This is a genomic window from Paenibacillus sp. FSL K6-2441, from assembly GCF_037964765.1.
GTDB classification, from domain to species: Bacteria; Bacillota; Bacilli; order Paenibacillales; family Paenibacillaceae; genus Fontibacillus; species Fontibacillus phoenicis.
Genome location: NZ_CP150174.1, coordinates 2,975,756 through 3,001,144 on the forward strand (window position 1 = coordinate 2,975,756; position 25,389 = coordinate 3,001,144).

General features: G+C 52.5%; 19 protein-coding genes, 3 tRNA genes and 3 pseudogenes. 6 read left to right on the plus strand and 19 right to left on the minus strand.

The window, feature by feature from the left end:
• Positions 1-81: 81 nt before the first annotated feature.
• Positions 82-219, plus strand: a pseudogene (locus tag NSQ80_RS13705) (IS3 family transposase); the annotation flags it as partial.
• Positions 220-306: 87 nt separating this feature from the next.
• Here the strand turns inward: NSQ80_RS13705 and NSQ80_RS13710 are convergent.
• The 5 genes from NSQ80_RS13710 to NSQ80_RS13730 form a co-directional block, all read right to left on the minus strand.
• Positions 307-828: a DinB family protein gene (locus NSQ80_RS13710; protein WP_339299462.1), complete on the minus strand. Its 522-nt coding sequence runs from the start codon at positions 826-828 to the stop codon at positions 307-309.
• A gap of 34 nt (positions 829-862) precedes the next feature.
• Positions 863-1,081, minus strand: coding sequence for a DUF3006 domain-containing protein (locus NSQ80_RS13715; RefSeq protein ID WP_339299464.1), 219 nt, complete (start codon positions 1,079-1,081; stop codon positions 863-865).
• 7 nt (positions 1,082-1,088) lie between these two features.
• Positions 1,089-1,994 (minus strand): ComEC/Rec2 family competence protein, encoded by a 906-nt coding sequence (locus tag NSQ80_RS13720; protein ID WP_339299466.1) that lies wholly within the window; start codon positions 1,992-1,994, stop codon positions 1,089-1,091.
• Positions 1,995-2,151: 157 nt separating this feature from the next.
• The gene (locus NSQ80_RS13725; RefSeq protein ID WP_339299468.1) at positions 2,152-4,434 is read right to left on the minus strand and encodes an Ig-like domain-containing protein; all 2,283 of its coding nucleotides are present in this window, start codon (positions 4,432-4,434) and stop codon (positions 2,152-2,154) included.
• Between the two features lie 172 nt (positions 4,435-4,606).
• Positions 4,607-4,692, minus strand: a tRNA-Leu gene (locus NSQ80_RS13730).
• A gap of 167 nt (positions 4,693-4,859) precedes the next feature.
• Between NSQ80_RS13730 and NSQ80_RS13735 the strand changes: the two genes are divergently transcribed.
• The 3 genes from NSQ80_RS13735 (at position 4,860) to NSQ80_RS13745 (ending at position 6,080) form a co-directional block, all read left to right on the plus strand.
• The gene (locus NSQ80_RS13735; protein WP_036645641.1) at positions 4,860-5,060 is read left to right on the plus strand and encodes a hypothetical protein; all 201 of its coding nucleotides are present in this window, start codon (positions 4,860-4,862) and stop codon (positions 5,058-5,060) included.
• Positions 5,061-5,206: 146 nt separating this feature from the next.
• On the plus strand, positions 5,207-5,653 hold the full coding sequence (locus tag NSQ80_RS13740) for an S-layer homology domain-containing protein (protein WP_339299470.1): 447 nt from the start codon (positions 5,207-5,209) through the stop codon (positions 5,651-5,653).
• Between the two features lie 184 nt (positions 5,654-5,837).
• Positions 5,838-6,080 (plus strand): aspartyl-phosphate phosphatase Spo0E family protein, encoded by a 243-nt coding sequence (locus NSQ80_RS13745; protein ID WP_260070735.1) that lies wholly within the window; start codon positions 5,838-5,840, stop codon positions 6,078-6,080.
• A gap of 341 nt (positions 6,081-6,421) precedes the next feature.
• Here NSQ80_RS13745 and NSQ80_RS13750 read toward each other — a convergent pair.
• The 9 genes and pseudogenes from NSQ80_RS13750 to NSQ80_RS13790 form a co-directional block, all read right to left on the minus strand.
• A pseudogene (locus tag NSQ80_RS13750) lies at positions 6,422-6,535 on the minus strand (transposase); the annotation flags it as partial.
• 774 nt (positions 6,536-7,309) lie between these two features.
• A tRNA-Ile gene (locus NSQ80_RS13755) sits at positions 7,310-7,383 on the minus strand.
• Between the two features lie 14 nt (positions 7,384-7,397).
• Positions 7,398-7,471 (minus strand) — tRNA-Met (locus tag NSQ80_RS13760).
• A 61-nt stretch (positions 7,472-7,532) separates the two neighbouring features.
• A complete protein-coding gene (locus NSQ80_RS13765; protein WP_009225643.1) occupies positions 7,533-7,697 on the minus strand; it encodes a hypothetical protein in 165 nt (54 codons plus the stop codon).
• Positions 7,698-7,840: 143 nt separating this feature from the next.
• Positions 7,841-9,337, minus strand: coding sequence for an extracellular solute-binding protein (locus tag NSQ80_RS13770; RefSeq protein ID WP_009225642.1), 1,497 nt, complete (start codon positions 9,335-9,337; stop codon positions 7,841-7,843).
• Positions 9,334-10,218 carry an ABC transporter ATP-binding protein gene (locus NSQ80_RS13775; protein ID WP_260070732.1) on the minus strand — a complete coding sequence of 295 codons (885 nt, stop codon included), beginning with the start codon at positions 10,216-10,218 and terminating at the stop codon, positions 9,334-9,336. Before NSQ80_RS13775 ends, NSQ80_RS13770 begins: the two co-directional genes overlap by 4 nt.
• Before the next feature lie 3 nt (positions 10,219-10,221).
• The gene (locus NSQ80_RS13780) at positions 10,222-13,122 is read right to left on the minus strand and encodes an FtsX-like permease family protein (RefSeq protein WP_009225640.1); all 2,901 of its coding nucleotides are present in this window, start codon (positions 13,120-13,122) and stop codon (positions 10,222-10,224) included.
• Complete coding sequence (locus NSQ80_RS13785; protein ID WP_339299475.1) at positions 13,122-14,222, minus strand: efflux RND transporter periplasmic adaptor subunit; 1,101 nt, start codon at positions 14,220-14,222, stop codon at positions 13,122-13,124. Before NSQ80_RS13785 ends, NSQ80_RS13780 begins: the two co-directional genes overlap by 1 nt.
• Positions 14,185-15,036 carry an ABC transporter ATP-binding protein gene (locus tag NSQ80_RS13790; RefSeq protein WP_009225638.1) on the minus strand — a complete coding sequence of 284 codons (852 nt, stop codon included), beginning with the start codon at positions 15,034-15,036 and terminating at the stop codon, positions 14,185-14,187. The genes NSQ80_RS13785 and NSQ80_RS13790 overlap by 38 nt, the downstream gene beginning before the upstream one ends.
• Before the next feature lie 249 nt (positions 15,037-15,285).
• On the opposite strand from NSQ80_RS13790, the gene NSQ80_RS13795 reads away from it, so the two are divergent.
• Together NSQ80_RS13795 and NSQ80_RS13800 are read left to right on the plus strand one after the other, a co-directional pair.
• Complete coding sequence (locus NSQ80_RS13795) at positions 15,286-16,881, plus strand: S-layer homology domain-containing protein (protein ID WP_323076959.1); 1,596 nt, start codon at positions 15,286-15,288, stop codon at positions 16,879-16,881.
• A gap of 304 nt (positions 16,882-17,185) precedes the next feature.
• Positions 17,186-17,886, plus strand: a pseudogene (locus tag NSQ80_RS13800) (transposase).
• A 124-nt stretch (positions 17,887-18,010) separates the two neighbouring features.
• On the opposite strand, the gene pyrE reads toward NSQ80_RS13800, so the two are convergent.
• From pyrE to NSQ80_RS13825, 5 genes are all read right to left on the minus strand, one after another.
• Positions 18,011-18,655: an orotate phosphoribosyltransferase gene (gene pyrE / locus NSQ80_RS13805; protein WP_009225634.1), complete on the minus strand. Its 645-nt coding sequence runs from the start codon at positions 18,653-18,655 to the stop codon at positions 18,011-18,013.
• A 1-nt stretch (position 18,656) separates the two neighbouring features.
• Positions 18,657-19,424: an orotidine-5'-phosphate decarboxylase gene (gene pyrF / locus NSQ80_RS13810; RefSeq protein WP_050769776.1), complete on the minus strand. Its 768-nt coding sequence runs from the start codon at positions 19,422-19,424 to the stop codon at positions 18,657-18,659.
• A 226-nt stretch (positions 19,425-19,650) separates the two neighbouring features.
• Positions 19,651-22,863, minus strand: coding sequence for a carbamoyl-phosphate synthase large subunit (gene carB / locus NSQ80_RS13815; RefSeq protein ID WP_009225632.1), 3,213 nt, complete (start codon positions 22,861-22,863; stop codon positions 19,651-19,653).
• A gap of 4 nt (positions 22,864-22,867) precedes the next feature.
• Positions 22,868-24,004, minus strand: coding sequence for a glutamine-hydrolyzing carbamoyl-phosphate synthase small subunit (gene carA / locus NSQ80_RS13820; RefSeq protein ID WP_009225631.1), 1,137 nt, complete (start codon positions 24,002-24,004; stop codon positions 22,868-22,870).
• A 52-nt stretch (positions 24,005-24,056) separates the two neighbouring features.
• Complete coding sequence (locus NSQ80_RS13825) at positions 24,057-25,364, minus strand: dihydroorotase (protein WP_260070727.1); 1,308 nt, start codon at positions 25,362-25,364, stop codon at positions 24,057-24,059.
• Between the last annotated feature and the right edge of the window lie 25 nt (positions 25,365-25,389).

Genomic DNA, 25,389 nt, shown 5'->3' on the forward strand with positions numbered 1-25,389 from the left:
TTAAAATGATACTTTATATGTAAAAAGACACCTAGACGAGGGAACTGTTGGGATAACGCACCGTAGTAATCATGCATTAGTCGCAATTGCTTAACTCTAGAAGAACTATCAATTGAAATTAATCGTTACATCCATTACTACAACATTTACAGATATCAATGGGAACGAAAAAAGATGACCCCTGCCCAATACAGGAATCATCTTCTGTCTGCAGCTTGACTCTTTTTTCAAAGTGTCCTTGACAAAGGGGCCAGTTCATTCTCATAAAATGGCATCTCTGTCCTTTTATGTTTGCGGCGATGCGGTTTAAACTTGTGCTGCATACCGCTCGCTTAAAATCCGAACATGATGCTCCGCATGCCCGGCGATGATATAGGCGAAGGCACGGGCAGAGGCTGGAAAGTCAGCTACGTTCCCCATGCGGGCCCATGCTTCGTCATCCAGCTGACGAACCAGCGCCAACGTGGATTCCCGTACGATCTCGAAGCCCTTTACGATCTCCTCCATCGACTGACGGTCAAACCCGGCATGACGGGCGAACAATTCCTCGTCGAAGCCTGGAAGCGGCGTCGTATCGCCGCGGGCAATCCGCAGCAAACGGTATTGCATCACCCGTTCCGTATCCGCGATATGGCCGATCACTTCTTTGACGCTCCATTTCCCTTCGGCATATCGGTAATTCGCTTGCTCTTCGCTAATACCAGCCCACTTCTCTCTCAGCCGCTTCGGCTGCTCCTCAAGAAAAGCAACCAACTCCCCCTCAGGTGCCATCTGAATGTAAGGTTCAAAATGCGGTGCGTATTCTCCTGTCTGCGGACGAATCAGCATCTTCAACATTCCTCCTTAATGTTCATAATCAACCCTACTCCTCATCTTCCCATACTTCATCCATCAATGCGCGAATATGCCGGCTTCGCTCTTCCGTTTCCCGCAGGTTGGGAACCCATATCGTGCCGTTCCATTCCACGACATCTCCTGCTTTGACCTTGGGATCCACCTGGGAACGCGGCACATTGCGGAGCTTGCCGTCTGATTCCAAAATGCATAAATCGCCTTCAAAGCCTTCCACGATGTGGCTCATCTCCATCCTACCTTTCCGTCGTGATCCGGTAGCCCTCACCGTCGCTGGCGAACTCCACCGTACCTTGAAGATCGTTGCGATAGACTTCTGCCTGCTGCTTGGACAGTCGATCCAGAATCGTCTTCGTCGGATGCCCGTAAGAATTCTCTCCCACCTGAATCACCGCGTATTTCGGCTTCACTGCGTTCAGAAACTTGGCCGTCGTTGACGATTTCGAGCCATGATGCCCAACCAGCAGAACGTCAGCGCGCAGATTCACGCCGGATTCCAGCATCTCCCGTTCACTTTCGGATTCAGCATCTCCGGTTAATAGAAAGGAAGTGCGGCCGTAAGTCACCTTCACAACGGCGCTCATGTTGTTATTGTCGTCGGTAACGGTCACCGGGGCGATCATGCTCACCTTCACCTGCTCGTCCCAGTACAGCTCCAGTCCTGCTTTGGCGGTCTTCACCTTCAGCCCTTTGCTTCGAATTGAGTTCAGCAAAGACTCATACGTCTTCGTATTGGACTGGATCCTCGGCATATAGATCTCGCCAATGTCCAAACGATCGATCACCCGGTCCAACCCGCCGATATGATCGGCATCCGGATGCGTTCCAATCACGACATCCAAGCGGGTCACGCCATAAGACCGCAAGTAGTCCAGCATCGCCTGCTCCTGGTCATTGTTCCCCGCATCGATCAGCATCGTATGCCCGGAGGGGCTGATCAACAGCTGCGACGCGCCTTGCCCCACATCCAGAAAAATCACGCGAAGCTGCCCCTCCCCTTCCACTGCGGGGGCAACGGAGGTGTTCTCCGCCAGTCTTCCCGCGACTTCTTCCCAGTTCGCCGGGCTGCAGCCTGTAAGAAGTATGCTTAACCACACCAAAAATACGCCAACAACTGCCCAACATGTCTTCTGCCTAATCATTGATGTTAATCCTTCCCAGAACATTTGTTCTAATTATAGAGGATGATCCAGCCTAAAATCAATCAAAATTAAGTAAATTGTGCAAATAAAAATTAGCTCACCTATAAAAAAGGAGCCTGCCTTCTCAAAGGCAGACTCTAGTCAATCATGTTCTATCTTATTTCACCGAAACGCTGATAGATACCTTCTTGCCGCCATACTCGGCTTTGATGGAAGCGGAGCCCTTGGCGATCGCCTGAATCTGACCAGCCGACACTTTAGCAACGTTCGCCTTGGAGGTGGTCCATTTCGCGCTGCCCGTTACCGTGGCGACTTTGCCGTTATCGTAGGTTGCCGTAAGAACGAGGGTTTTGGCCGCACCAGGAGCCAGCTGCAGCTTCTTCTCGCTAACCTCCAGCTTCACCAGCTTCGGAACCACGTTCACTTTCACGGTAACGACATTGCCTTGGTAAGAACCAGTGATCGTCGCGGTCCCCTCAGCGACAGCCTTCACCGAAGAGGACGACACCGTAGCGACGTTCACATCGGAGGAGACCCAGCCCATTTTGGAGGACAGGGTGACTTTCTTGCCGTCTGCATAATACCCCGTCACCTTGATCGATTTCGATTTCTTGATGTTAAGATCGATCGTTTGCGGCTCTACAACAATCTTGGTGATTTTCGGTTCAATGGAGACCGATACATTGATGGTCTTATTCTCGAAAGTTCCTTTCAGCGTGGCCGAGCCTTTGCTGAGACCTTTCAGCTTCTTCCCATCCGCTGTCGACTTCAGCACTGCATTGGAGCCGGTAACGGTCCATTCCACGCCGGCCGGGTTCGTTTGCTCCACGCCGTTCTCATAGACCACCGTGATTTCCGGCAGCGCGTTTTCCTCGCCGATGACGAGGTCCATTGAAGTTTGCGTGGCAAGCAGAGTCAGAACCTTTTCCTTTACATTAACTTTAACCTTCACTTCGGTTCCGCGAATTGGGAAGTCCGCGTTCGGAGTCAGTCCTGTTCCGGCTTCCGTGAGTTTCCCGGTCAACGTAACTTCAGCAGAAACTACCGAGTCATCCAGATCCTTCGTTACGATCTTTCCATCCTCTACTACAGCGATATCCTCTTGGCTCGAAGTCCAAGTGATGGCATCGCTGAGATCGATGGATTCTCCGTCCAGCTTCGCACCGGTCACCTTCGGCAAGCTCGCCGAGCCTCCTACATAGACATCCAGTTGCTCTTTCTCGACTTTGAGCTCGGTCACCGTAGGAAGTACCGTGACTTTGAAGCTCTTGCTCACGCCTTGATAGCTGGCTTTAATCGTAGTTGATCCCGCCGCTTTGGCCGTAACAACACCGGTGTCACTTACAGTAGCAACTAATTTATTGGAAGAAGTCCATTCCGCATTATTGCTGACGTCTTGAGTTTCGTTCGCTTTCACTCTCACCCCGGCCTCCACCGCCAGCGTTTCCCCGATAAACATCGTCTGATCGCCGGACGGCGTCAGCAGGATCGCTTCATACGGAGCTCGTACATAAATGTCGACTTTGGCTTGCTCGCCGTAATAGGTTGCCGTAATCGTCGCTTTCCCCGTCGATACGATCTTAACTGTTCCGTCTTCCACCGTGGCTACGCTGGTATCCGAAGAGGTCCAGGCGGCTTTATCCGTAACGTCGTTTGTCGTATCCGGGTTGCTCTTCAGCACCGTTTTAACCTTAAGCTCCACTTCCTTATCGGCCATGATCAGCTCAAGGTCTTCTTTTTCCTTAATCTCCGTGTCGGTCGTTCCAACCGTCTTGTATAATTTCAAGCCGGAGTACGGCGACGTCACCTTCGCTTTGAAAGAAGCCGTCAGGCCGGCATATTTAGCCGTAATCGTCGCTTCCCCTGTACCGGTTAACGTAATTTTCCCCTTCTCAATGGTCAGTACACTCGCATTGGAGGAAGTCCAATCCGCCTCTTCCGTGACATCCTTAGGTTCAATGGACTCGTTGTCCACCTTCGCCTTGGCGGTAACAGTCAGATCGGATTCAGGAGTGTCCAGACTATATTTTCCGTCTAATTTGTAGTCCAATGTTAATGCGGTGTAGGTGTCTGTAACTTTAATCGTAATGGACGAAACCGACCCGACTTCGGTAGTTGGGTTTTTATATTCCGCCGTGATGATCGCAGTACCGCTCTTCAGCGCAGTGACTAAACCGCCGGCACTAACCTTGGCTACGGTATCATCTCCGGACGTCCAAGTTACGGTAGAGGTCACATCCTTGGTGCCGCCTCCTTCCAAGCCAGCAGTTACTTTAAGCTGCTTGGTTTTACCAACGCCGAGTTCAACGGTCGTACCTGCTCCATCAATATTAATCTCCTTGATGTCCCCGGTTGCTGCAAATGCGCCCGTTGGAGCAAGCACCGAAAGGAGGAGCGTCAAGACGAGCATCCAATACGTCATCTTCCTGTTAGCAATCATTGATTCCTCTCCTTTATTCTCATTGCTAATGTACCGGAACCTTTTTCCAGTCCTCTCCCATTTTATATCGACATTTAGTAGATATTTCGTAACGTTTTTCGTCAAAATAATCCATTTGTCCTATAAAAAATAGAGCGCATTCGTCAATCGAATGCGCTCTATCTTAATTAGATGCCGAGGACCGGGCTCGAACCGGTACGGTAGTCACCTACCGCAGGATTTTAAGTCCTGTGCGTCTGCCAATTCCGCCACCCCGGCTTGTTCAAAAATTCCGTATTTATGATTATATACAGAATTTCAATCAATATCAACCCAAAATTCAAGCCGCCTTTATCCGATAAACTATTCAGTTAGGAAATATGGTAAGTTAAGGTTAGTAGTGCGGAAGATCGGCTCGAATTTCAGGAAAGGTGAGGTTAGCATTCATGCACGAATTGAAGATGGCGGTTACGCTGGGCCATCAAGTGGTCATCCAACTGCATGACGGACAAATGATGACCGGACTGCCGAAGTGGGGTTCAGCGCCCGACAAAGTACATCTGCGCACAACAGAAGGGGCCGTCTGGGTGAAGCTCGACGAAATCCAACACGTGACGCGAATTATTCCATTTGGAAAATCTTTTTAATTAAATCTGCAACCTTTTCCAAAACCCTTGTCTAGGCCGGAGAAAGCTTTGCTGCCGCAGGGTCCTTTAAAGATGTAAATCATTTTGTCGCCAAAGACAGCATTTCTGTCCTGCAAACCAAAGACAGCTTCCTGCCGGACGACCAATTGACCACTAGCCAAGGCGTTCAGCTGATCGTCAACCTGCTGGGGTTAAAGTCCGAAGCTCCTGTGAACGCGAGCGATTATTTTGTTCATGTCAAGAATGATGCCTGGTATGCCCCTGCGTTCTCGATTGCTCAAAATAACGGGTTTGATCTTGACGCCAACGTGAATCCGGACAAGCCTATAACGCGCGAGGAGTTTACCCATCAGCTGATTTTGGCGATGGAGAAACATGGCGATTTGCCGATGATCAATATTGACGGAGACCAGCTCACCGTTTCTTATCAAGGTACGGTTCAACTTGCGCTCGTGCTCGGGATCGCCACGCTGGATGAGAGTAATCAATTCCATCCGGGAGATTTGATTACCCGCGCGGAAGCGGCGCTCTTGACCTATAATGCGGTGGAGTACTTAGTCGCTCACCCTGCTCCGACACCGGACAGCAAATAATCTCCTTTGCGATGAAACCTAGAAGGGCCGCCATGCGCGGTCCTTTTTGATCCTCCACCAAAACTTAAAATTTTAATAAAATTCACTGAATCGACAGATTTTTGCAATTTATTTCAGAATTTAGGGAGGATTTACAAAAACGGACATAGAAAATATAGTTACCGCTTTAATTTGGTGCAGAACAGTGGCAGTACACGGAAGATGTTGGACGGTCACCAGTCGAAAGCGGACGGATGGCATCGATACCTCGACCTGGGAGTTGTTCGACATGGAACTCATCCTCAAAATTGAAGAGCTCCGGATGGAATTAAACCATCTCGCCCGAAGTAAACGTCTTGCCGATCGAGAAATGATCATGGTCAGTCAGCAACTAGACAAATTGCTGAATGAGTACCATCGATTGATGATCCAGAAGCAAGTCAAATGATCTGAGGGGGCCGTGGCAACGGCTCCTTTCTTCTGCCCAGAAACTGGAACTTTCGATAAAGATCACTCGTATTTTCTACTATAATAAATAATAATGTTCGCGCACAGGAGGAGGAAGTTCTATCATTCAGCGACCAAAGATTGTCCATGACGGCAAAGAGCTTGGGCAAGCTTTTTTTCACCTCATGATTTGGAGAGGCTTGAATCTTATTACCCTTGGAAAAGTCTCGTTTATTCGCAAAAAAAATTGCCTACTATAAAACGCTCAATAGGAATCTTCGAAACCTTGATTTTAATTGAATCATAACCACCCGTTGGACGGGTGGTTTGCTATATTTCGATCAAGTCTTTCCTCACTTGATTATAGATCTCTTTCCGTCTATACTTCGGGGTGAACACGATATGGTATTTGCACATCCACTTCGTGTGAGCTAAACTATAGCTCTTGTTTGCCATCTAAGACCATTCCTTTCTTGAATTGAGCCTGAACATCTCAATTTTTTGGGAATGGTCTTGTTGGTCAAACCTTCGTTCCCTCCACCCGCATAGCGGGTGGTTTTTTGTTTCGCACGCTTCGCGTACTCAACTGGCTAAAGCCGTAATAAAAGAGCCTGCGGGGTTCGCAGACTCATGGTATAATATGGCTTGTACAACTGAACTTGGGTGGGAAGTATCGCCTCCGGATCGGAGGTGATGCCAATGAATTTTTCGTTATCAGAAGTGATTATGCTCGGGATGTTTCTTCTCGCACTACTCACCTATCTGAATAAACGAAAATAACCCGCCCAGGTTAGCGCCGAGGGAACGGGTTATTTTCAGCTTGTTCTGGAGGTTTCCCACCCAAGTGTTGTACAGGGAGTCGGCTGGCACCGGCTCCTATTTCTATTTTTATCTTAACATATCGTATCATATACCTCAATTACATGTGATACGAAAATGGAGCAGCACAAGTGCTTTTTAACATTTCGTTTCACCGTCCTTCTAACTCAATTCTACGAGCATCCAAGGCTTCTTTAGCCATCACCGAAAAATTACTTTGATTATTGTCAAAAATGGAATACAGGAATTTAAAATCATCAAGATTCATTTCTCTAAGTATTCGCTCCCACCACTTTTCAAATTACATGATCGAGGCCGACTAACCCCCAAATCAACAGATCGATTATCGGACAACTCTATCAATACCAAACAAAGCAAAAACCCCTTGCGCGGCAAGGGGTTTCGCACTTATGGGCCCTACAGGACTCGAACCTGTGACCAATCGGTTATGAGCCGACCGCTCTAACCAACTGAGCTAAGGGCCCGGGAGAACTTGGGATTGCGGGGGCAGGATTTGAACCTGCGGCCTTCGGGTTATGAGCCCGACGAGCTACCGGGCTGCTCCACCCCGCGTCAATAAATTGGCGACAATCAATAATATACACGATTCTCGCAGGGCACGTCAAGCCTAAGATTATGGAATAAATCGCACGCCATATTTGCCTTTGCGCGAGCGGAAAATTTCGATTTGCCGCATATCATCAAAACCGTAAATCCAACCGTCTTGCTCCAACCGTCGGGCGAGACATCCCGCTTGGAATTTCGTTCGATACAATTTATTGAAGTATACCCAACGCATGACTGTTTCGTCCATCCTTTCGTAAATTAGAGCAAATTGTTCATGTCTATAGAATGCCCAACCTTAACAAAAAAAGCCGCCGGATTTCGTCCGGCGGGCTTATATATATTTGGTAATTTTTTGTGCTCAATGCAAACCGCGATTTATCCTTTATATACGGCTCCTCCTGCTGCAGCCCCTTCCTCAGGAACAAATGGCGTACCATCCTCCTGGAATTGGGTTTTTGGATTGTTTTTAATCTCCTGCAGCATCTTGTTGCCCTTCTCTTCCCATTCCTTGAGCGCTTCCGCCGGCGTTTTCTTGTTCTCCAGTACCTCTTGGAAGAACTTACGTCCGCTGTCGGTCACGCTGTAAAGCCCTGGTTTTTCGCTCATCAGCTTATCTTGCTTCGGATCCGTTGGCGGCGTCGGCTTCAGCAAATAGAACGCTTGAATATTGTAGTCCAAGCCCATTTTCGGTTGGATGTACGATTTGCGGGCCAGCATTTCATAGGAGTTGCTCCGGGATTTCAGTTTTGCCCAATCCTCACCGTTAATGAATTTAATGAAGTCCCAAGCGGTTTCGGCATTTGGAGCGGCACTGTTGATCGCAAACGTATTGCTCAACCAAATACTTCCCCCGACACCCGGCTTTTCAGGATGGACCGGAACGGTTACGACGTCCCAATCTACAGGGGTAAAGTTTTTAATTTTCGAAGCGTTGTTGTTGGCGTCCGTAATTTCATTTACATAGTAGTTCTCACCGATCGCCATAGCTACTTTACCGGAGAGGAACAGGTCGCTGGTTACAGGGTTCCACTCGCCGTCCATCATCCCGCTGTTACTGTCCGGAATGATTTTATCCTTCGCCAGCTTGCTGATGGTTTCCCATACCTTCGTCCATTGCGGGGTATTGACCGTCATCGTTTCCGCTTTATCATCAAAGGTTTTGAGCTGCAGCGAGTTGACATAGTTGCTCTGCATATCCCAGAACGGATCGCTTCCGAGGTACCGGCTAAACGCGAAACCGTAAACCCGGTCTTTCCCTTCCCCTTTCGCCACACGGCGAGCCAAATTGAAGATATCGTCCCAGGTCATATTATCGGTAGGCGGTTCTACCCCAGCATCCGTAAAGAGCTTCTTGTTATAGAACAAGGCGGAGGAGGAGAACGAAGGCGTTAACGCGTACAGGCTGCCTTCTCCAAGATCCTTGATCCCGTCAATGACTGCCGGTACGAAGTCTGACGTATCGAACTTATCCTCCTGAATCATCGGATCAAGTTGTTTGACCATATTTTCCTTGATCAGCTGATTCAATACGGAAGTATCGGTTACCACGACATCCACCGGATTGCTGCCGGTCATAATTTTCTTCATGCTTTCCAGGTAGTCCGGCTGAACATATGGCTGTGAGTAGTCCTGGTAACGGTATTGACTTTGGTCGATGGCCGGTACAACCTCGATGCGAACATTGTGCGTGAACTCATACACATCGGTATACTGCTGGCGGAAATAAGAATCGTCATATCCCCCGTAAAGCACGCCGATGCGCAGCACTTTCTCCTGCTCAGGGTCTGCCGCTTTGCTGCCGTTACAGCCAGCCAACAGGCCAAGCGCCAGCGTGGCAGCCAGCGATACGGACAATAATTTCTTGAACCTCATGATGGATCCCCCTCCAATGATTTAGGTGCTGTAATAATGATTTTCTCTCCGTCAAACTCCATGCTCGCCCGTCCGTTGATCCCGACGGATTCCAGATATTCCTTCGGAACCTGTAAGCGTCCGACGCGGTCAACCACAACAAAGGCTTCGTGAACCTCCTGCAATCCCCCGCCTAGCTCTGCTGCCGCCAAATCCAGATTCGGATTACGCTTCAGGAATTCGGTGCTCGTTAAGCCGTCGCGGATGGCGACCACGCGGTCCACCTTCCCGGCCAGGTTCAAATCGTGCGTGACGATCACGACCGTGATGCCGAGTTCCCGGTTCACTTGCCGAAAGATCTGCATGATCTGATCAGAGGTGGCCGTGTCTACCGACCCCGTTGGTTCGTCAGCCAGCAGGAGCTTCGGGCGATTTGACAAAGAGATTGCGATCGCAACCCGCTGCTGCTCCCCGCCGGAGAGTTGATGCAGCTTGTTATGCATCCGATCCTTTAAGCCAACCCGCTCCAGCAGCTCTTTTGCATAAGCCCGGTCCAGCTTACCAGTGAGCAGCATCGGCATCTCCACGTTCTCCAGCGCGGTTAAATAGGGCAGCAGGTTGCGGGCGTTGTTCTGCCAAACAAAGCCAACGGTGTTGCGTTTATATTCCACCAGTTGGTCATCGCGGATCTTCAGCAGATCCCAGCCCCCAACGGTAACCTGACCAGCTGACGGGCGATCCAGCCCGCCCAGAATATTCAGCAGCGTTGATTTGCCGCTGCCGCTGTTGCCGATGATCGCCATCATCTCGCCTTGTTCAACGGTTAAGTTTAAGCCTTGGAGCGCCACAACTTCGATATCTTCGGATTTGAAAATCTTGACGAGTCCTTCGCAATGAATCATCTCTTAGCGCTCCTCTCCCATTTTTACCGCCTGATGCACGCGCAGGCGCCGGATTTGCCAGAGTAGCAGGCCGGCTCCCATCAGGAGCATCACGAACACAACGACATAAAGCTGAAGCGTGTCTTGGTTATCGAATACGATTCGGAACGGCGGAACTTGCGTTGTGACATTATCCGCAGTTTGCAGGAACGGCAAGTATAGCTTGCCGGCAATCTTCCCGATCACGATCCCGAGCACGATGGATAAGCCTGCTGTCAAGATCTGTTCGGCCAGCAGCATAAACGTCAGCTGCTTGCGGGATAAGCCCATCGCCCGCAAGATCCCGAACTGGACGACCCGGCCCGATAAGTTGAAAAACCAGTACAACACGTATCCGATCAACGAAACGATAACCGAGACGAGGAAGCCGAGGCTTAAGATTCCAAATACGCCTCCCCGGGTTGGGTGCTTGCTTTGGGCCGCCAATTCACTGCGGACATCATCAACCGAATAAAGCTCAATTCCTTCCTCCGCCAGCTTCGGAATCAGCGGGGCGACTTTGGCCCCCGGCTTCATCTTCAGCCAGACTTCATAAGGAATAAGCGGAACTTGATCGTAGATATAGTCCAAATTCGCAATGATAAACGGCGTTTGATCCGGATATTGACTTGGCCAATACGGGATAATCCCGTATACGGCAAATTCCACCGCTTGCTCACCCAAGGCGACCGTGAACACGTCTCCCGGCTTCAGCTTGTATTTCTCCGCCAAGTTCGACGGGACTAAAGCTGCACTTTCGTTCATCCCGAGAAAGTTCAAATAATTGTAGGGATGCGTGGGGAACAGGTCGTTCCGGAACCAGGCCACTTTGGCGAAATCGACATTGTCGATCCCCATTACATTCCCTTGGCCTGCCGAACGGCCGGAGATGATGATGTTCCCCTTCGTTTGGAGCACACGTGCCGCATGCTCGACGCCATCCAGCCTCCGAAAGATCTCAAACGGGGGCTCGGAATAGATCAGTTTGGACGGGGGTGGATTTTGCCCGCCGCCGCCCGGACCGCCGCCAGGTACTCCACCCGGGTTCCCGCCGCCGCCCGGAGCTCCCGAGCCGCCGCCTTGACCTTGGCCGGAGCCTCCTTGTGAAGGACGGGTGATTTCCGGCGTGCCTTCCCATACTGTTCGCATAATCACATCCGCTCCATATTTATAGAGCGTCCGCTCCGTCGAATTCAGATCGATCGTCCGAGCAGCTGAAGCGTTATATACACCAAGCCCCAGCGTCAGAACGAGCAGAATCATCAGCGGATAATAGGAAGAAGACGACCTGGACAGTTGCGTCAAACTTAAATAGTAAGGAACCGGCAACCACTTTTTGCCGATCCAGCCGATCAGCTTCAATAACCACGGGAACACCCGCAGGAAAAACAGTCCGATGGAGAAAATCGCCAGCGCCGGTACGAAGAAGAGGAACGGTTGAACCTGCAGCTCATCCGTCGTCATCCCCGTCTGGAACGTCAGCATCTGCCGCTCATTAAACAGGTAGTACCCATAACCCGAAATCACCATCAAGACGATATCGATAAACCAGCGTTGCCAAAAGGGCGCCCGATCGGAGCGCGCTTGCTTCTGCTTCGCCTTGACAATCGAGGAACGGGCGAAGGAAATCGCCGGCAGCAGCGTCGACAAGATCGCGATCACAACCGCCACCGCCCCCAACACCAAGGCGTCGGCATTAAATCCTACCGGAATGGACTTGCGGTTCACGAACGTCAGGAAGCCGTCCGCCGAGCCGATGCTCTTTGACATAAACCAGCCGAGCAAAGGGCCTGCAATCAGTGCAACCACACCAAGGATCAGGCTCTCAAATAAATAGATGAAAATAATCTGCTTCGTAGAAGCACCGCGGCTGCGCAGAACAGCGATGTCACTTTGCTGCTTGTCGAGCGCCTGACGAGCGTTCATCACGATGAAATAGAACACCATGGCAATCATCGGTGCCGCCAGGGTAAACAGCAGCGTCTGCATTTGCAGGCTCTGCTTGCGGAAGTCGTTCAGCAGACTGCCGAAGGAGACATCCACCTTCGTATCTTTCAGCTTCTGGTATAACTCCACGTTCAGCCGCTCCAGCGTATCCGACAGCGGTGACAGCTGACTCGTCTTGATCTCACCAAGATCAAAAGCGTAATACCAGCTGGAGCTATGCAGCGGAATCGACAATCGATTCAGCAGTCCTTCATTAAAGGCTTGATCCGAGATGTAGAAACTGTTCATCATCCCTTCAAAGCCTTGGTACCAATACGGATCATTCTCATTCTCCGGCTGGAAGGTGCCAACAATCTTCACCTTAAGCGTCACATCCACGCCGCTGTACACCGGATACTCCATCACATCGCCAACGTGCAGATCCTGACGGTACATCGCTTCCTCCAGCATCAGAGCCTCAAGCGTATCGCCATCCCCCTGATCCGAAAACAACCGGCCGCCGGATATTGTCACATGATCCTGTAAACCGCTCATGGACACGATGGACATCGTCCGCGTACGGCTCGCGTCAACCTTGGTTGGATCCTCCGGAAACACCTCCGTACTGCGGATGGATCTGGTGTTCACGTAAGCGTCAAACGGGAAGCCGATTTGCTCCGGCACCTCGTCGACAATGTATTGATTGACGGCGGATAGTGCACCCAAATCCGTCTTGGTACCGCCCGGCGCCTGGTAGCTCATGATCAACGAACCTGCGGGCAGCCCTTCGCTCTCCGCTTTCAGGGTGGTCGCAACGACCCGCTTCAGCGAACCGTCGGAATACATCGGAATGCTGACCGTAAACGAGACAGCGACGATGAGGCCCAAGAGTGTACTTAACGTCAGCCATTTCGTGTTCCACATTTTGCGGAACAACAAGCGTAATAAAGGAAGTCCCATTAACGACCCACTACTTTCTGCCCCGGCGTGAGTCCTTTAACAATTTCCACGTCGGTCGAGGTTTGCAAACCTACCTCAACATCGGCTTCACGTTTCGAACCGTCTTCCTCTACAACCTGGACGTAAGTACGCGAGCCGATCGTCCGCAGGGCGGAAATCGGAATTAACACTGCGTGTTCCTTGCGTTCCGTTACAATGGACACGCTAAGCGGCCGTCCACGTTCAAGCCCCTCCGGCCATTTGTCCAGTTCCACGATCAGGTACTTATCGATCGTATCTCTCTCTGGAGGGGTGCCGCTTCCGCCGCCGTTATCGTTGTCGGACGATCCGGTATCCACCGGCATCACCTTCACTTTACCGTCGAACACACCCATCGCATTAATATCAACCTTGGCTTTCATGCCAACGGCAATCTTCGCTAAATCCTCCTTGGCAAACTGAGCTGCCACTACCAACGAGGACGTGTCGGACAGCACGGCTACCGTATCATATGCTTTGATAGCGGCGCCTTTCTGGGCGGAGACGGAAATGATCGATCCGGAGAACGGCGCACGGAGTGTGCCGTCGGCGATCGTTTTCTCCAAATCCTCCAGCTCTTGGCGCTGTTCCTCAAAGACGATGGCGGCCTCCTCAAATTCGATCGGGTCCTTCTCGTCCTTCGTGCGCAGCAGCTCCTTCATGGAGATTTCCTGCTTGCGGAACTCCAGCTTCTTCTTCCGCAATTCCTTCTGCAAATCTTCGACATCCAGCTGAATGAGGGCATCGCCTTTCTTGACTTTGTCGCCCGCCTTTACCAGCACTTCCTTCACGTGAAGATTATCCTCTGTGAAAAATAACGGCTCCTCGCGCTGGCTCATGATCTTCCCGACCGCGCTGACGCTAAGCTCGATCGTCTCCGTGCGCACCTCGTACTCCGGCTTCTTCGAGATTGTCGGCGGCGTGATCACCGGCAGGTCCTCCTCCGCCTCTTCGTCCGGCAGCAAGGCGCAGCCTGTGGACGCAATTAACGTCAGGGACAGGGCGAATACCCCAAGCGTTCGAACCAGCCTCATCCCCCCTTTTTTATTCGATAAATCTGCCATCCACCATTTCGTAAACATGGTCCGCTACCTCCAGGATTGTAGGATCGTGAGTGGTCATACAGATCGTCACGCGTTCGGTCTGTATGATGTTCTTGAATACTGCCATGACTTGTGCTCCCATTTGCGAATCGAGGTTGGCCGTTGGTTCATCCGCCAACAACAGCTTTGGGCGATGGGCGATCGCTTTGGCGATGGCCACCCGCTGCTGTTCGCCCCCGGATAATTCGAACGGGCGGTGAAACATCCGTTTCCCGAGCCCGACGAGCTCCAGGCAATGCTTAACGCGCGGCTTCCATTCCTGAGGCGGAACTCCTGCCATACGCAGCGACAGTTCGACATTCTCCCAGGCAGACAGCAGCGGAAGCAAAGCATAGGCTTGGAAAATAAAGCCGATCTGATTCCGGCGCAGCAATGTACGCTTATCGTCGTTCAGCTCATGAAGCGGCTGGCCGCGGAACCAGATTTCACCGGAAGTCGGCTGATCCAATCCGCCAAGCATGTTGAGCAACGTCGTTTTGCCCGAGCCGGAGCGGCCTTTGAGCATCACCAGCTGGCCTGAAAGCACTTCCATGTCAATTCCCTTCAATACCTGGATTTCTCCTCCGCCCACCGGGAATGATCGGTGAACGTCTTTGACCGACAGAATCGGTCCGGTCTCCCTCTCTGCCTCCTCCTCGTGCACATCTTGGGCTGCAATAACCTCGGCATCTGCTTCTGCTAAGGCCGTCTTCTCCACGGCAGCGGCGGTCTCCCCCTCCGCACTTTCCGGTACCGGAGAATCAGCTCCGGGCTGAACTTCGACTTTTTCTTTTTTGCGAAGCCATCGCATCATTGTGTATCGGTCTCCCATTTCCCTAATTTGTGCTTCTCCTCTTCTTCCTTTTCTTGGATTTCTTGGTCTAGTTGGCCTTGTCTAGCAATACATTCACGTCTTGCATTATAAACGAATTAGGATGGCAAAAAGTTACAAGGTCATTAACGAAATCGTTAAATTTTTACCATATTTTTCGCACTGATGAATGGTTACAATTCTGTTAGAATTAAGGAGATTTCTACTAATTTCGGCAAGGAGAACTACTTCATGAAAAAAAAGATTCCCATCCTGCTCGCGGTAACGCTCTTATTCACCAATGCCGTTCTTCGGCAAGAGCCGGCCGCTGCCGATCTCCCCTTTAACGATATTTCAAACAGCTATGCGAAAGACGCAATCCTCCGCTTAAACGCGAACAATGTGATGAAAGGAACCTCAGGTTCAGAATTTTCTCCAACCCGCTCCATCACCCGGGCCGAGTTTATGACCACGTTGACGCGAATCTTTAAGGTGGAAGCGGCCAAATCCGCTGTTCCCGCCTATCGCGATGTACCAAGAAGCGCCTGGTACTACGGCACGATCCAAGCAGCCACGGAGCTTGGGCTTACCAACGGCTTGGGAGACGGGATCTTTAAGCCAAACCAGCCGTTAACCCGGCAGGAAGCCGCTTCATGGATCGTCCGCGCATTAAAACAAAACGCTGCCGGGAATTCGTCCTCCGGTTACAAGGATGAAGCGATGATCGCGACTTGGGCCAAGCCTTCGGTCAGCTCGATTACCGAGCTTGGTTTGATGCAGGGCAGCGACGGATTATTTCATCCAACACAGCCGATTACCCGACAGGAGACCGCCGTTATCCTGGATCGCCTGCTGCAGGACACCCGATGGACCGATGCGCTCGCGGCTAACGCGAACGAGGCAATCAAGCTTGGTTGGCAATTCGGTCAATCGACCGAGGCCTACAAGAAAGCGGTGCTGAAATCGAACGTGAATGTGCTGGTTCCTCGGTGGTTTTTTCTCGAAAGTACCGGCAAATTATCCGACTCCAGCGTCCCGTCCCTCGTAACCTGGGCAAAAAATAACGGCAAACAGGTTTGGGCCATGGTCGGAAACCGATTTGATCAGGAAACGACACATAAGCTTCTGGCTTCCAGCTCGCTTTCTTCCGAAGCGATCCAAACCTTGAAGTCCTACGTTCAAAAATACGGGCTGCATGGCATCAACGTCGATTTCGAAAATGTCGCAGCTTCCGATCGAAGCTTGTATACGGCCTTTATCGCCAAACTGGCACAGGAGCTTCATTCCGTCTCTGCCGTCTTGTCCGTAGATTTACCGCCGGATCTCGACACCGACTGGTCGGACGCTTACAATTACACGGAACTGGCGAAGAGCGCCGATTACCTTGTGATTATGGCCTACGACGAGCACTGGGGCGGATCTGCCGCCGGTTCCATCGCATCGCTTGGCTGGGTGGAGAACCACCTTCAAAAGCTGCTCGCCCAAATCCCCTCCGACCAACTCATTATGGGGATGCCGCTGTATACGCGGGATTGGAGCCTAAGCAGCACTGGAGCTACGTTGTCTTCCGAGGACATCACCCTCGCGGATCAAAATAACCGGATCAACCAATACGGCCTGAAGCCGAAATGGAACGACACGTTGGGCCAGTACACCATGGAGTATCGCAAGAACGGCACGATCCACAAAATTTGGCTGGAGGATGCCCGTTCCCTTTCGGAGAAGCTGAGGTTAGGCGCGAAGTTGGGAGTGGCCGGTTATGCTTACTGGCACATCGGCGGCGAATCGCCGGACATCTGGACGAGTCTGAAAAACGCGGAGAAATACGCAGGATATTCGTTTAAGTAACAAGCAATCATATGTAAATCATACGTTAAAGAAATGACCACCTTTGAGACAGAGCGATGCTGCTTCTCTTGGGTGGTCTTTTGGTGAAGGGCTATTGTTTAGACAAAAAAACAGCCCCTGCTGGAGAGCCCTGCAAAAGTCAACCTAAAATCTGTAAAAAAACAAACCCCGTGCCACGTAGGTACTGGATTTGTTATATAATAAAAAGAAACCGAGAGAGATGGGACCATTGCTACAGTCTGCCAAACAAATGACGGCATCTTTCCATGCCGAACTATACAAACTCATTCCCGAAGACCATCAATTGCGTAAAATTCATGAAGTCATCGACTTCTCTTTCATTCATGAACTAGTTCGTTCTTCTTACTCTGAATATTATGGGAGACCGGCTAACGAGCCAGAGCTCCTGTTTCGTTTGCTGTTTTTGCAGGTTCTTACAATCTGTCCGACGAACGGATGATCCAAGAAGCGCAGGTAAACCTTGCTTATGCGGCAAAACGCCTATTCCGTGTCGTAGTCAAAAAGCATCCGAAGCTCGAAAAGAAACTCCCGCGGCTACCGGAGCTGAAGAAAGATCAGGAGGATGCGGATTTCGTGATTTGCCCGGCAGGTGAGCACAGTATTCGTAAAGCTGTACAAGGAAGCAAGAAAAGTGGCGAAAGCCGTTCACTTGTCTTTTACTTCGATACGGAGAGGTGCAAGACTTGCCCGCTTAGAGAAGGTTGCTTGAAACCGGGAGCGAAAAGCAAGACCTATTCCATTCGGATGGTGGCAGAGCACTTCAAGGAACAAATCGAATTTGAGAACAGTGATACGTTTAAAGAACGCATTCGCCGCCGACCGATCATTGAACATAAGAATGCCGAACTGAAAAGATTTCATGGGATGACCAAGGTCAAATACCGTGGTCTATTTCGCATGCGAATACAAGCCGTACTTACCGCTTTCGTGGTAAACGTGAAGCGAATGGTAAAGCTGAAAGAACAAATGCAGCCCGCCTCTTAAGGGAGAACGGACTGCATTTATTTGTTTTATGCCACATCTTAGTCGGAAGCCCCAGCGTCTTATGCCCTCAACCCAAAATGAGGGTGTTTTGCAGGGCTCTTCTGCTGGAGGTTGCTAACATACACTATGCATTTCCGAAGGAAGCCGGGTCTTGCCGCCAGGACTTTAATAGCTCCAGGTCTTCCGGCTGAATATCCCCGCGCTGTACGGCCACATCCATCAATGCCGTATAGTTGGATAAGGTTTGCAGCGGGATGTCGGCTTCAGCAAACGCCTGCACCGCTTTGTCGAGCTGATAGCTGAAGATCGCCAGCACGGCCAACGGTTCTGCACCCGCATCACGCACCGCCTGCGCCGCTTTGATCGAGCTGCCGCCGGTAGAGATCAAATCCTCGATGACGACGACCTTCTGCCCTGGCTTAATCAGGCCTTCGATTTGATTCTCCTTGCCATGTCCTTTCGCCTTATCGCGAATATAGGCCATCGGCAGCCCCAGCTTCTGCGCCGTAAACGCGGCATGCGGAATGCCGGCCGTAGCCGTTCCAGCGATCACCTCGGCCTCCGGATAGTCTTTACGGATCAGCGCGGCAAACGATTCAGCGATCAGATCGCGGATATGAGGATAGGACATCGTGAGACGGTTGTCGCAATAAATTGGCGATTTGATCCCGGAGGTCCAAGTAAACGGCTGATGCGGACGAAGCGCAACGGCTCCGATCTCCAGCAGGCTGCTGGCAATTTGCGCTTCGACGGATGGGGTATTTGTCATGCTACATCATCTCCTTAATGATCGTCTCCGCGGCTTCACGCGGGTTGGGGGCGGCGATGATCGGGCGGGCAACGACGATATAGTCCGTGCCTTGCGCCATCGCTTCGCCAGGGGTTAACGTGCGCGTTTGATCGCCTTTGGGGCTGTTCGCCGGACGAATCCCCGGTGTCACCGTCAGGAAGGCTTGTCCGCACTTCTCCTTAATTGCTGTAACCTCCAGCGGGGAGGCGACCACACCGTCCAAACCGGCTGAACGGGCCAGGTCCGCGTAATGCACGACAGAGGCTTCGACTTCGCCCGGGATGCCGATCTGCTCATTCATCACTTGCTTGCTGGTGCTCGTCAGCTGCGTAACCGCGATGATCTTCGGCATCGCCAGCGACGGGTCGGCTTCCAACGCCGCCAACGCTCCTTCTTTCGCCGCCTTCATCATATCGAGCCCTCCGGCAGCATGCACGTTAAACAGATCTACGCCGAGCTTGGTGACGCTGTTGGCACCACCTCTTACGGTGTTGGGAATATCATGCATTTTAACATCGAGAAAAACGGAGTATCCCCGCTGCTTTAATTCCCGGATCAGCTCCGGACCCGCCGCGTAGAATAGCTGCAGCCCCACCTTCATGAAGCAAGGGATGCCTTCCAGCTCCTTCAGCAGCTTCCGCGCCTGCTCCGCATCAGGGACATCGAGGCCCACGATCAGCTTCCCGGCCGCTTCTTCAAACGAACGCAAATCCGCTCTCCTCCATTCATGCTTGCGGCTCCGAAGCATCCTGCTTCCGAGCCGCCTTTTTCTTTGTCCTCTAACAGACCTGAGAGACCTTATTTATCCATTTCCCGGCTATTTCCCGCTGTAACGGACTCCATGGACTTTATTCAGCCCTCATGGAGCCACTCAGCTGCGATTTAAGCGAAATAAGGTCTCCTCGGTCCGTTAGAAATCACCATACGCTTAAAATCAGGTCAATAACACCTCTGGTGTCCGTTAGCGCCTGCGATTAAAGCGCGGGCATCGCTTGGGAAGAGAAGTTGATCGTCTCCAACATCTCCAGCAGCGCCCGAACCGTATCCAGCGAGGTCATGCAGACAACGCCGTTCTCCACCGCTTCCCGGCGAATCCGGAAGCCATCGCGCTCCGGCTCTTTGCCCTTCGTCAAGGTGTTGATTACGAAGTGAGCTTCTCCGTTCCGGATCAGATCGAGGATGTTCGGCACCCCTTCGGACAGCTTGTAAACCGTCGTCACATGAATCCCCGCCTCGATCAGCGCAGAAGCTGTACCGTCGGTAGCAATGATCTTGTACCCCAGGCGGTAGAAGCCGCGCAACAGCTCAACCGCTTCTTGCTTATCCTTGTCGGCTACCGTAGCGATAATCGCCCCGGTCGAAGGAATCTTCATTCCCGCGCCGATCAAGCCTTTATACAGCGCCTTGGCGTATTGCGGATCGCGGCCCATGACCTCGCCGGTCGATTTCATTTCCGGCCCCAGCGTCGGCTCAACGCGGCGCAGCTTCGCGAAGGAGAATACCGGCACCTTCACCGCAACCTGATGGCTTTCCGGCCACAGGCCATTGGAGTAGCCCAAGTCGCTTAGCTTCGTACCGAGAATACATTGAGTTGCCACGTTTGCCATTGGAATGTTTGTCACTTTGCTCAGGAACGGTACCGTACGCGAAGAGCGCGGGTTCACCTCGATGACAAACACTTCGTTGTTGTAGATCACGAACTGGATGTTCACCAGACCCACCGTCTTCAGCTCGCGGGCGATTTTGACCGTGATCTCAACGATCTTCTCCTTCAGCTCTGCCGACAGATGCTGCGGTGGATACACGGCAATCGAGTCCCCGGAGTGAACCCCGGCACGTTCGATATGCTCCATGATCCCCGGGATCAGCACCGTCTCCCCATCGCTGATAGCGTCGACCTCTACCTCTTTACCTAGCATATAGCGGTCGATCAGGACCGGATGCTGCGGATTGATGTTCACCGCTTCTTCCATGTAGCGCAGCAATTCCTGGTCGGAGTAGACGATTTCCATCGCCCGGCCGCCCAGTACATACGAAGGTCTAACCAGTACCGGATAACCGAGCGCTTGAGCGGTTCCAACCGCTTCTTCTACAGAGGTTACCGTGCTGCCCTTCGGCTGAGCGATGCCTAGCTTCGACAGGAGCGCTTCGAACTTCTTGCGATCCTCCGCTTCGTCGATGCTTTCCAGCGAGGTTCCGAGGATGCGAACGCCTGCCGCTTGCAGCGGCGCCGCCAAGTTGATCGCCGTTTGGCCGCCGAACTGAACGATAACGCCCACCGGCTTCTCCTCTTCGATGACGTTCATGACATCCTCGAAGAACAGCGGTTCAAAGTAGAGGCGATCCGACGTGTTAAAGTCCGTGGATACCGTCTCCGGGTTGTTGTTGATGATTACCGCTTCGTAGCCGGCTTTTTGAATCGCCCAAACCGCGTGTACCGTCGAGTAGTCAAACTCGATGCCTTGCCCGATACGAATCGGTCCGGAGCCAAGCACCACGATCTTCTCTTTGTCCGTTTGAACGACTTCGTTCTCCGTTTCATAGGTCGAGTAGTAGTAAGGCGTAGAGGCTTCAAATTCAGCCGCGCACGTATCTACCATTTTGTAAACCGGCTTCAGTCCATGCTCCTTGCGGAAGCTCCTCACTTCAGCCTCCGTCAGGTGCGTGCCTGTCGGCTGTCCGGCGGCACGCAGTTCGGCAATCGCCCGGTCAGTAAACCCTAAGCGCTTCGCTTCATACAGCGTTTCATAGGAAAAGAACTCTTCTCCCGCAATCCGTTTCTCGAATTCCACCAAACGCTCGATTTTATCAAGGAACCACCAGTCGATTCCGGTCAGATCATGAATGAGCTGCAGCTTGTAGCCGCGGCGGAACGCTTCGGCAATCAGGAACAGTCGCTCGTCGTCCGCTTTGATCAAGCGATTTCTCAGCGTTTCATCGTCGATCTTCTCCACGCCTTTCAGATAGAGGCGATGCGTGCCGATCTCAAGCGAACGGACCGCTTTATGAATCGACTCTTCGAAGGTCCGGCCAATCGCCATGACTTCGCCGGTCGCTTTCATCTGCGTGCCCAGCTTGCGGTTGGCGTGAACGAATTTATCAAACGGCCAGCGCGGGATTTTGCTGACGATGTAGTCCAGCGTCGGCTCGAAGCAGGCGTATGTCTGCCCCGTAACCGGGTTGATGATTTCGTCCAGCGTGTAGCCCAGCGCGATTTTGGCTGCCATTTTCGCGATCGGATAACCCGTCGCTTTAGACGCGAGCGCCGACGAACGGCTGACCCGCGGATTTACTTCGATGACGTAGTATTGGAAGCTTTGCGGATCCAGTGCGAACTGCACGTTACAGCCGCCTTCGATGTTCAGCGCGCGGATAATCTTCAGCGAAGCCGAACGGAGCATTTGATACTCGCGGTCAGACAGCGTTTGGCTTGGCGCAACGACGATACTGTCCCCGGTATGTACGCCCACCGGGTCGAAGTTCTCCATGTTGCAGACAACGATACAGTTGTCGTTCGCATCGCGCATCACTTCGTATTCGATTTCCTTCATGCCGGCGATCGATTTCTCGATCAAGCATTGGCCGATCGGGCTGTAACGAATCCCCGACGCTACCGTCTCGCGCAGCTCCTCTTCCGTAGCGCAGATCCCGCCGCCGGTACCGCCCAGCGTATACGCCGGACGAACGATTACCGGATAGCCAATTTCGTTTGCGAATTCCAGCGCTTCTTCCACCGAGGTGATGATCGCGCTTTCCGGCACCGGCTGCTCCAGCTCGCGCATCAGCTCGCGGAACAGGTCGCGGTCTTCCGCTTTCTCAATCGAGGTCAGCTGTGTGCCAAGGAGCTTCACATTCTCGCGCTCCAGCACGCCTGCGCGGGCCAGCTCCACCGCCATGTTCAGACCGGTTTGCCCGCCGAGCGTGGGCAGCAAGCCGTCCGGCCGCTCCTGGCGAATGATTTGGGTGACGAATTCCAGCGTGATCGGTTCAATATAAACCTTGTCGGCCATGTTGGTGTCGGTCATGATCGTCGCCGGGTTGCTGTTGATCAGCACCACCTCGACGCCCTCTTCCTTCAGCGCTTGGCAAGCTTGCGTTCCGGCGTAATCGAACTCAGCCGCCTGACCGATAACGATCGGTCCGGAACCGATGACGAGAATTTTCTTAAGGTCTTTGTTGATCGGCATTGATTTACAGTTCTCCTTTCGCAGCGGCCATCAGTTCGGCTTGGCGAGGCTTTTGCGGATTTTGCCGCTTGTGCTCGCGGATCATCTCGATGAATCGGTCGAACAGGTAGCTGTTATCGTACGGTCCCGGTGCCGCCTCTGGGTGGTATTGCACAGAGAAGGCCGGGTATTTCTTATGCTTCAAGCCTTCGATGGTTTTGTCATTGTTGTTGATATGCGTCACTTCCAGCTCCGTCCCCGCGATGGACGCTTCGTTGACGGTGTATCCATGGTTTTGCGACGTGATGTAGCAGCGGCCGGTGGCCAGCTCTTTCACCGGGTGGTTCCCGCCGCGATGGCCAAATTTCAGCTTTTCCGTATCGGCGCCGCAGGCGAGGGCAAACAGCTGGTGACCCAGGCAAATGCCGAAGATCGGGTATTCGCCAAGCAGCTCGGAAATCATCTTCACCGCATGCGGCACGTCTTTCGGGTCCCCCGGTCCGTTCGACAGCTGGATCCCGTCTGGATGCAGGCGGCGGATTTCATCCGCGGTCGTATCATGCGGGACGATCACCACGTCGCAGTCGCGTTTGTTCAGCTCGCGCAGAATGCCGCTTTTCGCGCCGAAGTCGACCAGCACGATGCGTTCCTTCGAGCCGGGACTGCTGTACACGTGCTTCGTCGAGGTTTGCGCCACTTGATTGCGCAGCTCGGCGATGCTGGTCGCCAGCATCATTTCTTTTAATTCCTCCACCGATTTATTTGAGGTCGTCAAAATCCCTCTCATCGTCCCCTGATGGCGGATAAGTCGCGTCAGCATGCGCGTATCGATGTCGGCAATGCCGGGAATTCCGTATTCCTTCAGCAGGTCACCCAAATTGTACTGTGCCCGCCAGTTGCTTGGGGTCGGTTCATAGCGGCGAACGACAAAGCCGTGGATCGACGGCGTAATCGATTCAAAGTCATCGCGCGAAATGCCGTAGTTCCCGATCAGCGGATACGTCATCGTAACGATTTGTCCGCAATAGGAAGGATCCGACAGCACCTCTTGGTACCCCGTAATTCCCGTATTAAAAACGACCTCGCCGGTTTTGTCTCCTTCCGCTCCGAATGAGGTTCCGGTAAACAACGTGCCGTCCTCCAACAATAGTCTTGCCTGCATCCTGAAGCACTCCTTTATCCATAAGCTTAACTACTATTTTCTTATCCGCCCGTTAACGGGTCAGTTCTCGTTCATCGTTCCATACCAGTCTTCCTCGGACGATCGTTGCGACCGGCCAGCCCTTCAGCTTCCAACCGGCAAACGGGGTGTTGCGTCCCTTTGAGGCGAAGTCCTCAGGATCAACCGTCCGTTCCGCCTCCAGATCAACGATCGTCAGATCCGCTGGAGCTCCTGGAACCAAACGTCCGGCTTCCAGGCCAAACACCCGCGCCGGATCCGCAGTCATCCGCTGCACCAGCATCTCCAGACTCCAGCGGCCAGTTGCCACAAACTTCGTATACAGCAGCGGGAAGGCCGTCTCAAAACCAACGATGCCAAACGGTGCCAGCTGCATGCCTTTCGCTTTTTCCTCTTCGCTGTGCGGAGCATGGTCCGTTACGATGATGTCGATCGTGCCGTCCTCCAGCGCGGCGATGCAGGCTTCCACATCTCGGCGGGAACGCAGCGGCGGGTTCATTTTCCAGTTGGCATCCAATCCGGGGATATCCTCCTCCGACAAAACCAGATGGTGCGGACACACCTCCGCGGTGACGTTGATGCCAAGCTGCTTCGCCTGACGAATCAGCCGAATCGACTGCTCCGTGCTGACGTGGCACACATGGTAGTGAACCCCGGTCGCTTCCGCCAGCAAAATATCCCGCCCGACATGAATCGCCTCCGATTCGTTCGGGATCCCTTTCAGTCCGTGCTTGCGGGCGAATTCCCCTTCAGCCACCGGCGCACCTTCCACCAGTGAATTGTCTTCGCAGTGGGCAATCACCGGCATCCCAAGCGCAGCGGCCTGCCGCATCGCATCCTTCATCATTTGCGCGCTTTGCACGCCCACGCCGTCATCGGTGAAGCCGATAGCACCGGCCTCTTTCAAAGCGGCAAAGTCCGTCAGCTCGCGGCCCAGCTCGCTTTTGGTGATCGCCGCATAAGGCAGCACGTTCACCAGCCCGGCTTCCTCAGCCTTCTGCTTCACATAGCGGACTGTGTCCGGATTGTCGGTCACCGGCCGAGTGTTCGGCATGCAAGCGATGGTGGTGAATCCCCCTTTCGCTGCCGAACGCGAACCGCTTTCGATCGTTTCTTTATGTTCATACCCCGGTTCCCGCAAATGGACGTGCATATCGATAAATCCCGGAGTGACCAGTCTGCCTCCTGCATCGATCACCTGCGTCCCTTCCTCGGCGACCGGCTGCTCAATGGGTCCGGTTTTCTCGATGTTCGAGATCACTCCGTTTTCGATGACGATTTGAGCGAATTCTTGTTCTCCTTGTTCGTTTAAGATCTTGGCATTCATTACGACAAGCCGCATTCTGTTTTCTCCCCCCGCTGATTTT

What these genes read in the sequence shown, in the direction of transcription:
- NSQ80_RS13710 (WP_339299462.1), bottom strand. Translation starts at nt 828, where the DNA reads ATGCTGATTCGTCCGCAGACAGGAGAATACGCACCGCATTTTGAACCT.
- NSQ80_RS13715 (WP_339299464.1), bottom strand. Translation starts at nt 1,081, where the DNA reads ATGAGCCACATCGTGGAAGGCTTTGAAGGCGATTTATGCATTTTGGAA.
- NSQ80_RS13720 (WP_339299466.1), bottom strand. Translation starts at nt 1,994, where the DNA reads ATGATTAGGCAGAAGACATGTTGGGCAGTTGTTGGCGTATTTTTGGTG.
- NSQ80_RS13725 (WP_339299468.1), bottom strand. Translation starts at nt 4,434, where the DNA reads ATGATTGCTAACAGGAAGATGACGTATTGGATGCTCGTCTTGACGCTC.
- NSQ80_RS13735 (WP_036645641.1), top strand. Translation starts at nt 4,860, where the DNA reads ATGCACGAATTGAAGATGGCGGTTACGCTGGGCCATCAAGTGGTCATC.
- NSQ80_RS13765 (WP_009225643.1), bottom strand. Translation starts at nt 7,697, where the DNA reads ATGCGTTGGGTATACTTCAATAAATTGTATCGAACGAAATTCCAAGCG.
- NSQ80_RS13770 (WP_009225642.1), bottom strand. Translation starts at nt 9,337, where the DNA reads ATGAGGTTCAAGAAATTATTGTCCGTATCGCTGGCTGCCACGCTGGCG.
- NSQ80_RS13775 (WP_260070732.1), bottom strand. Translation starts at nt 10,218, where the DNA reads ATGATTCATTGCGAAGGACTCGTCAAGATTTTCAAATCCGAAGATATC.
- NSQ80_RS13780 (WP_009225640.1), bottom strand. Translation starts at nt 13,122, where the DNA reads ATGGGACTTCCTTTATTACGCTTGTTGTTCCGCAAAATGTGGAACACG.
- NSQ80_RS13785 (WP_339299475.1), bottom strand. Translation starts at nt 14,222, where the DNA reads ATGTTTACGAAATGGTGGATGGCAGATTTATCGAATAAAAAAGGGGGG.
- NSQ80_RS13790 (WP_009225638.1), bottom strand. Translation starts at nt 15,036, where the DNA reads ATGATGCGATGGCTTCGCAAAAAAGAAAAAGTCGAAGTTCAGCCCGGA.
- NSQ80_RS13795 (WP_323076959.1), top strand. Translation starts at nt 15,286, where the DNA reads ATGAAAAAAAAGATTCCCATCCTGCTCGCGGTAACGCTCTTATTCACC.
- pyrE (WP_009225634.1), bottom strand. Translation starts at nt 18,655, where the DNA reads ATGACAAATACCCCATCCGTCGAAGCGCAAATTGCCAGCAGCCTGCTG.
- pyrF (WP_050769776.1), bottom strand. Translation starts at nt 19,424, where the DNA reads ATGCTTCGGAGCCGCAAGCATGAATGGAGGAGAGCGGATTTGCGTTCG.
- carB (WP_009225632.1), bottom strand. Translation starts at nt 22,863, where the DNA reads ATGCCGATCAACAAAGACCTTAAGAAAATTCTCGTCATCGGTTCCGGA.
- carA (WP_009225631.1), bottom strand. Translation starts at nt 24,004, where the DNA reads ATGCAGGCAAGACTATTGTTGGAGGACGGCACGTTGTTTACCGGAACC.
- NSQ80_RS13825 (WP_260070727.1), bottom strand. Translation starts at nt 25,364, where the DNA reads ATGCGGCTTGTCGTAATGAATGCCAAGATCTTAAACGAACAAGGAGAA.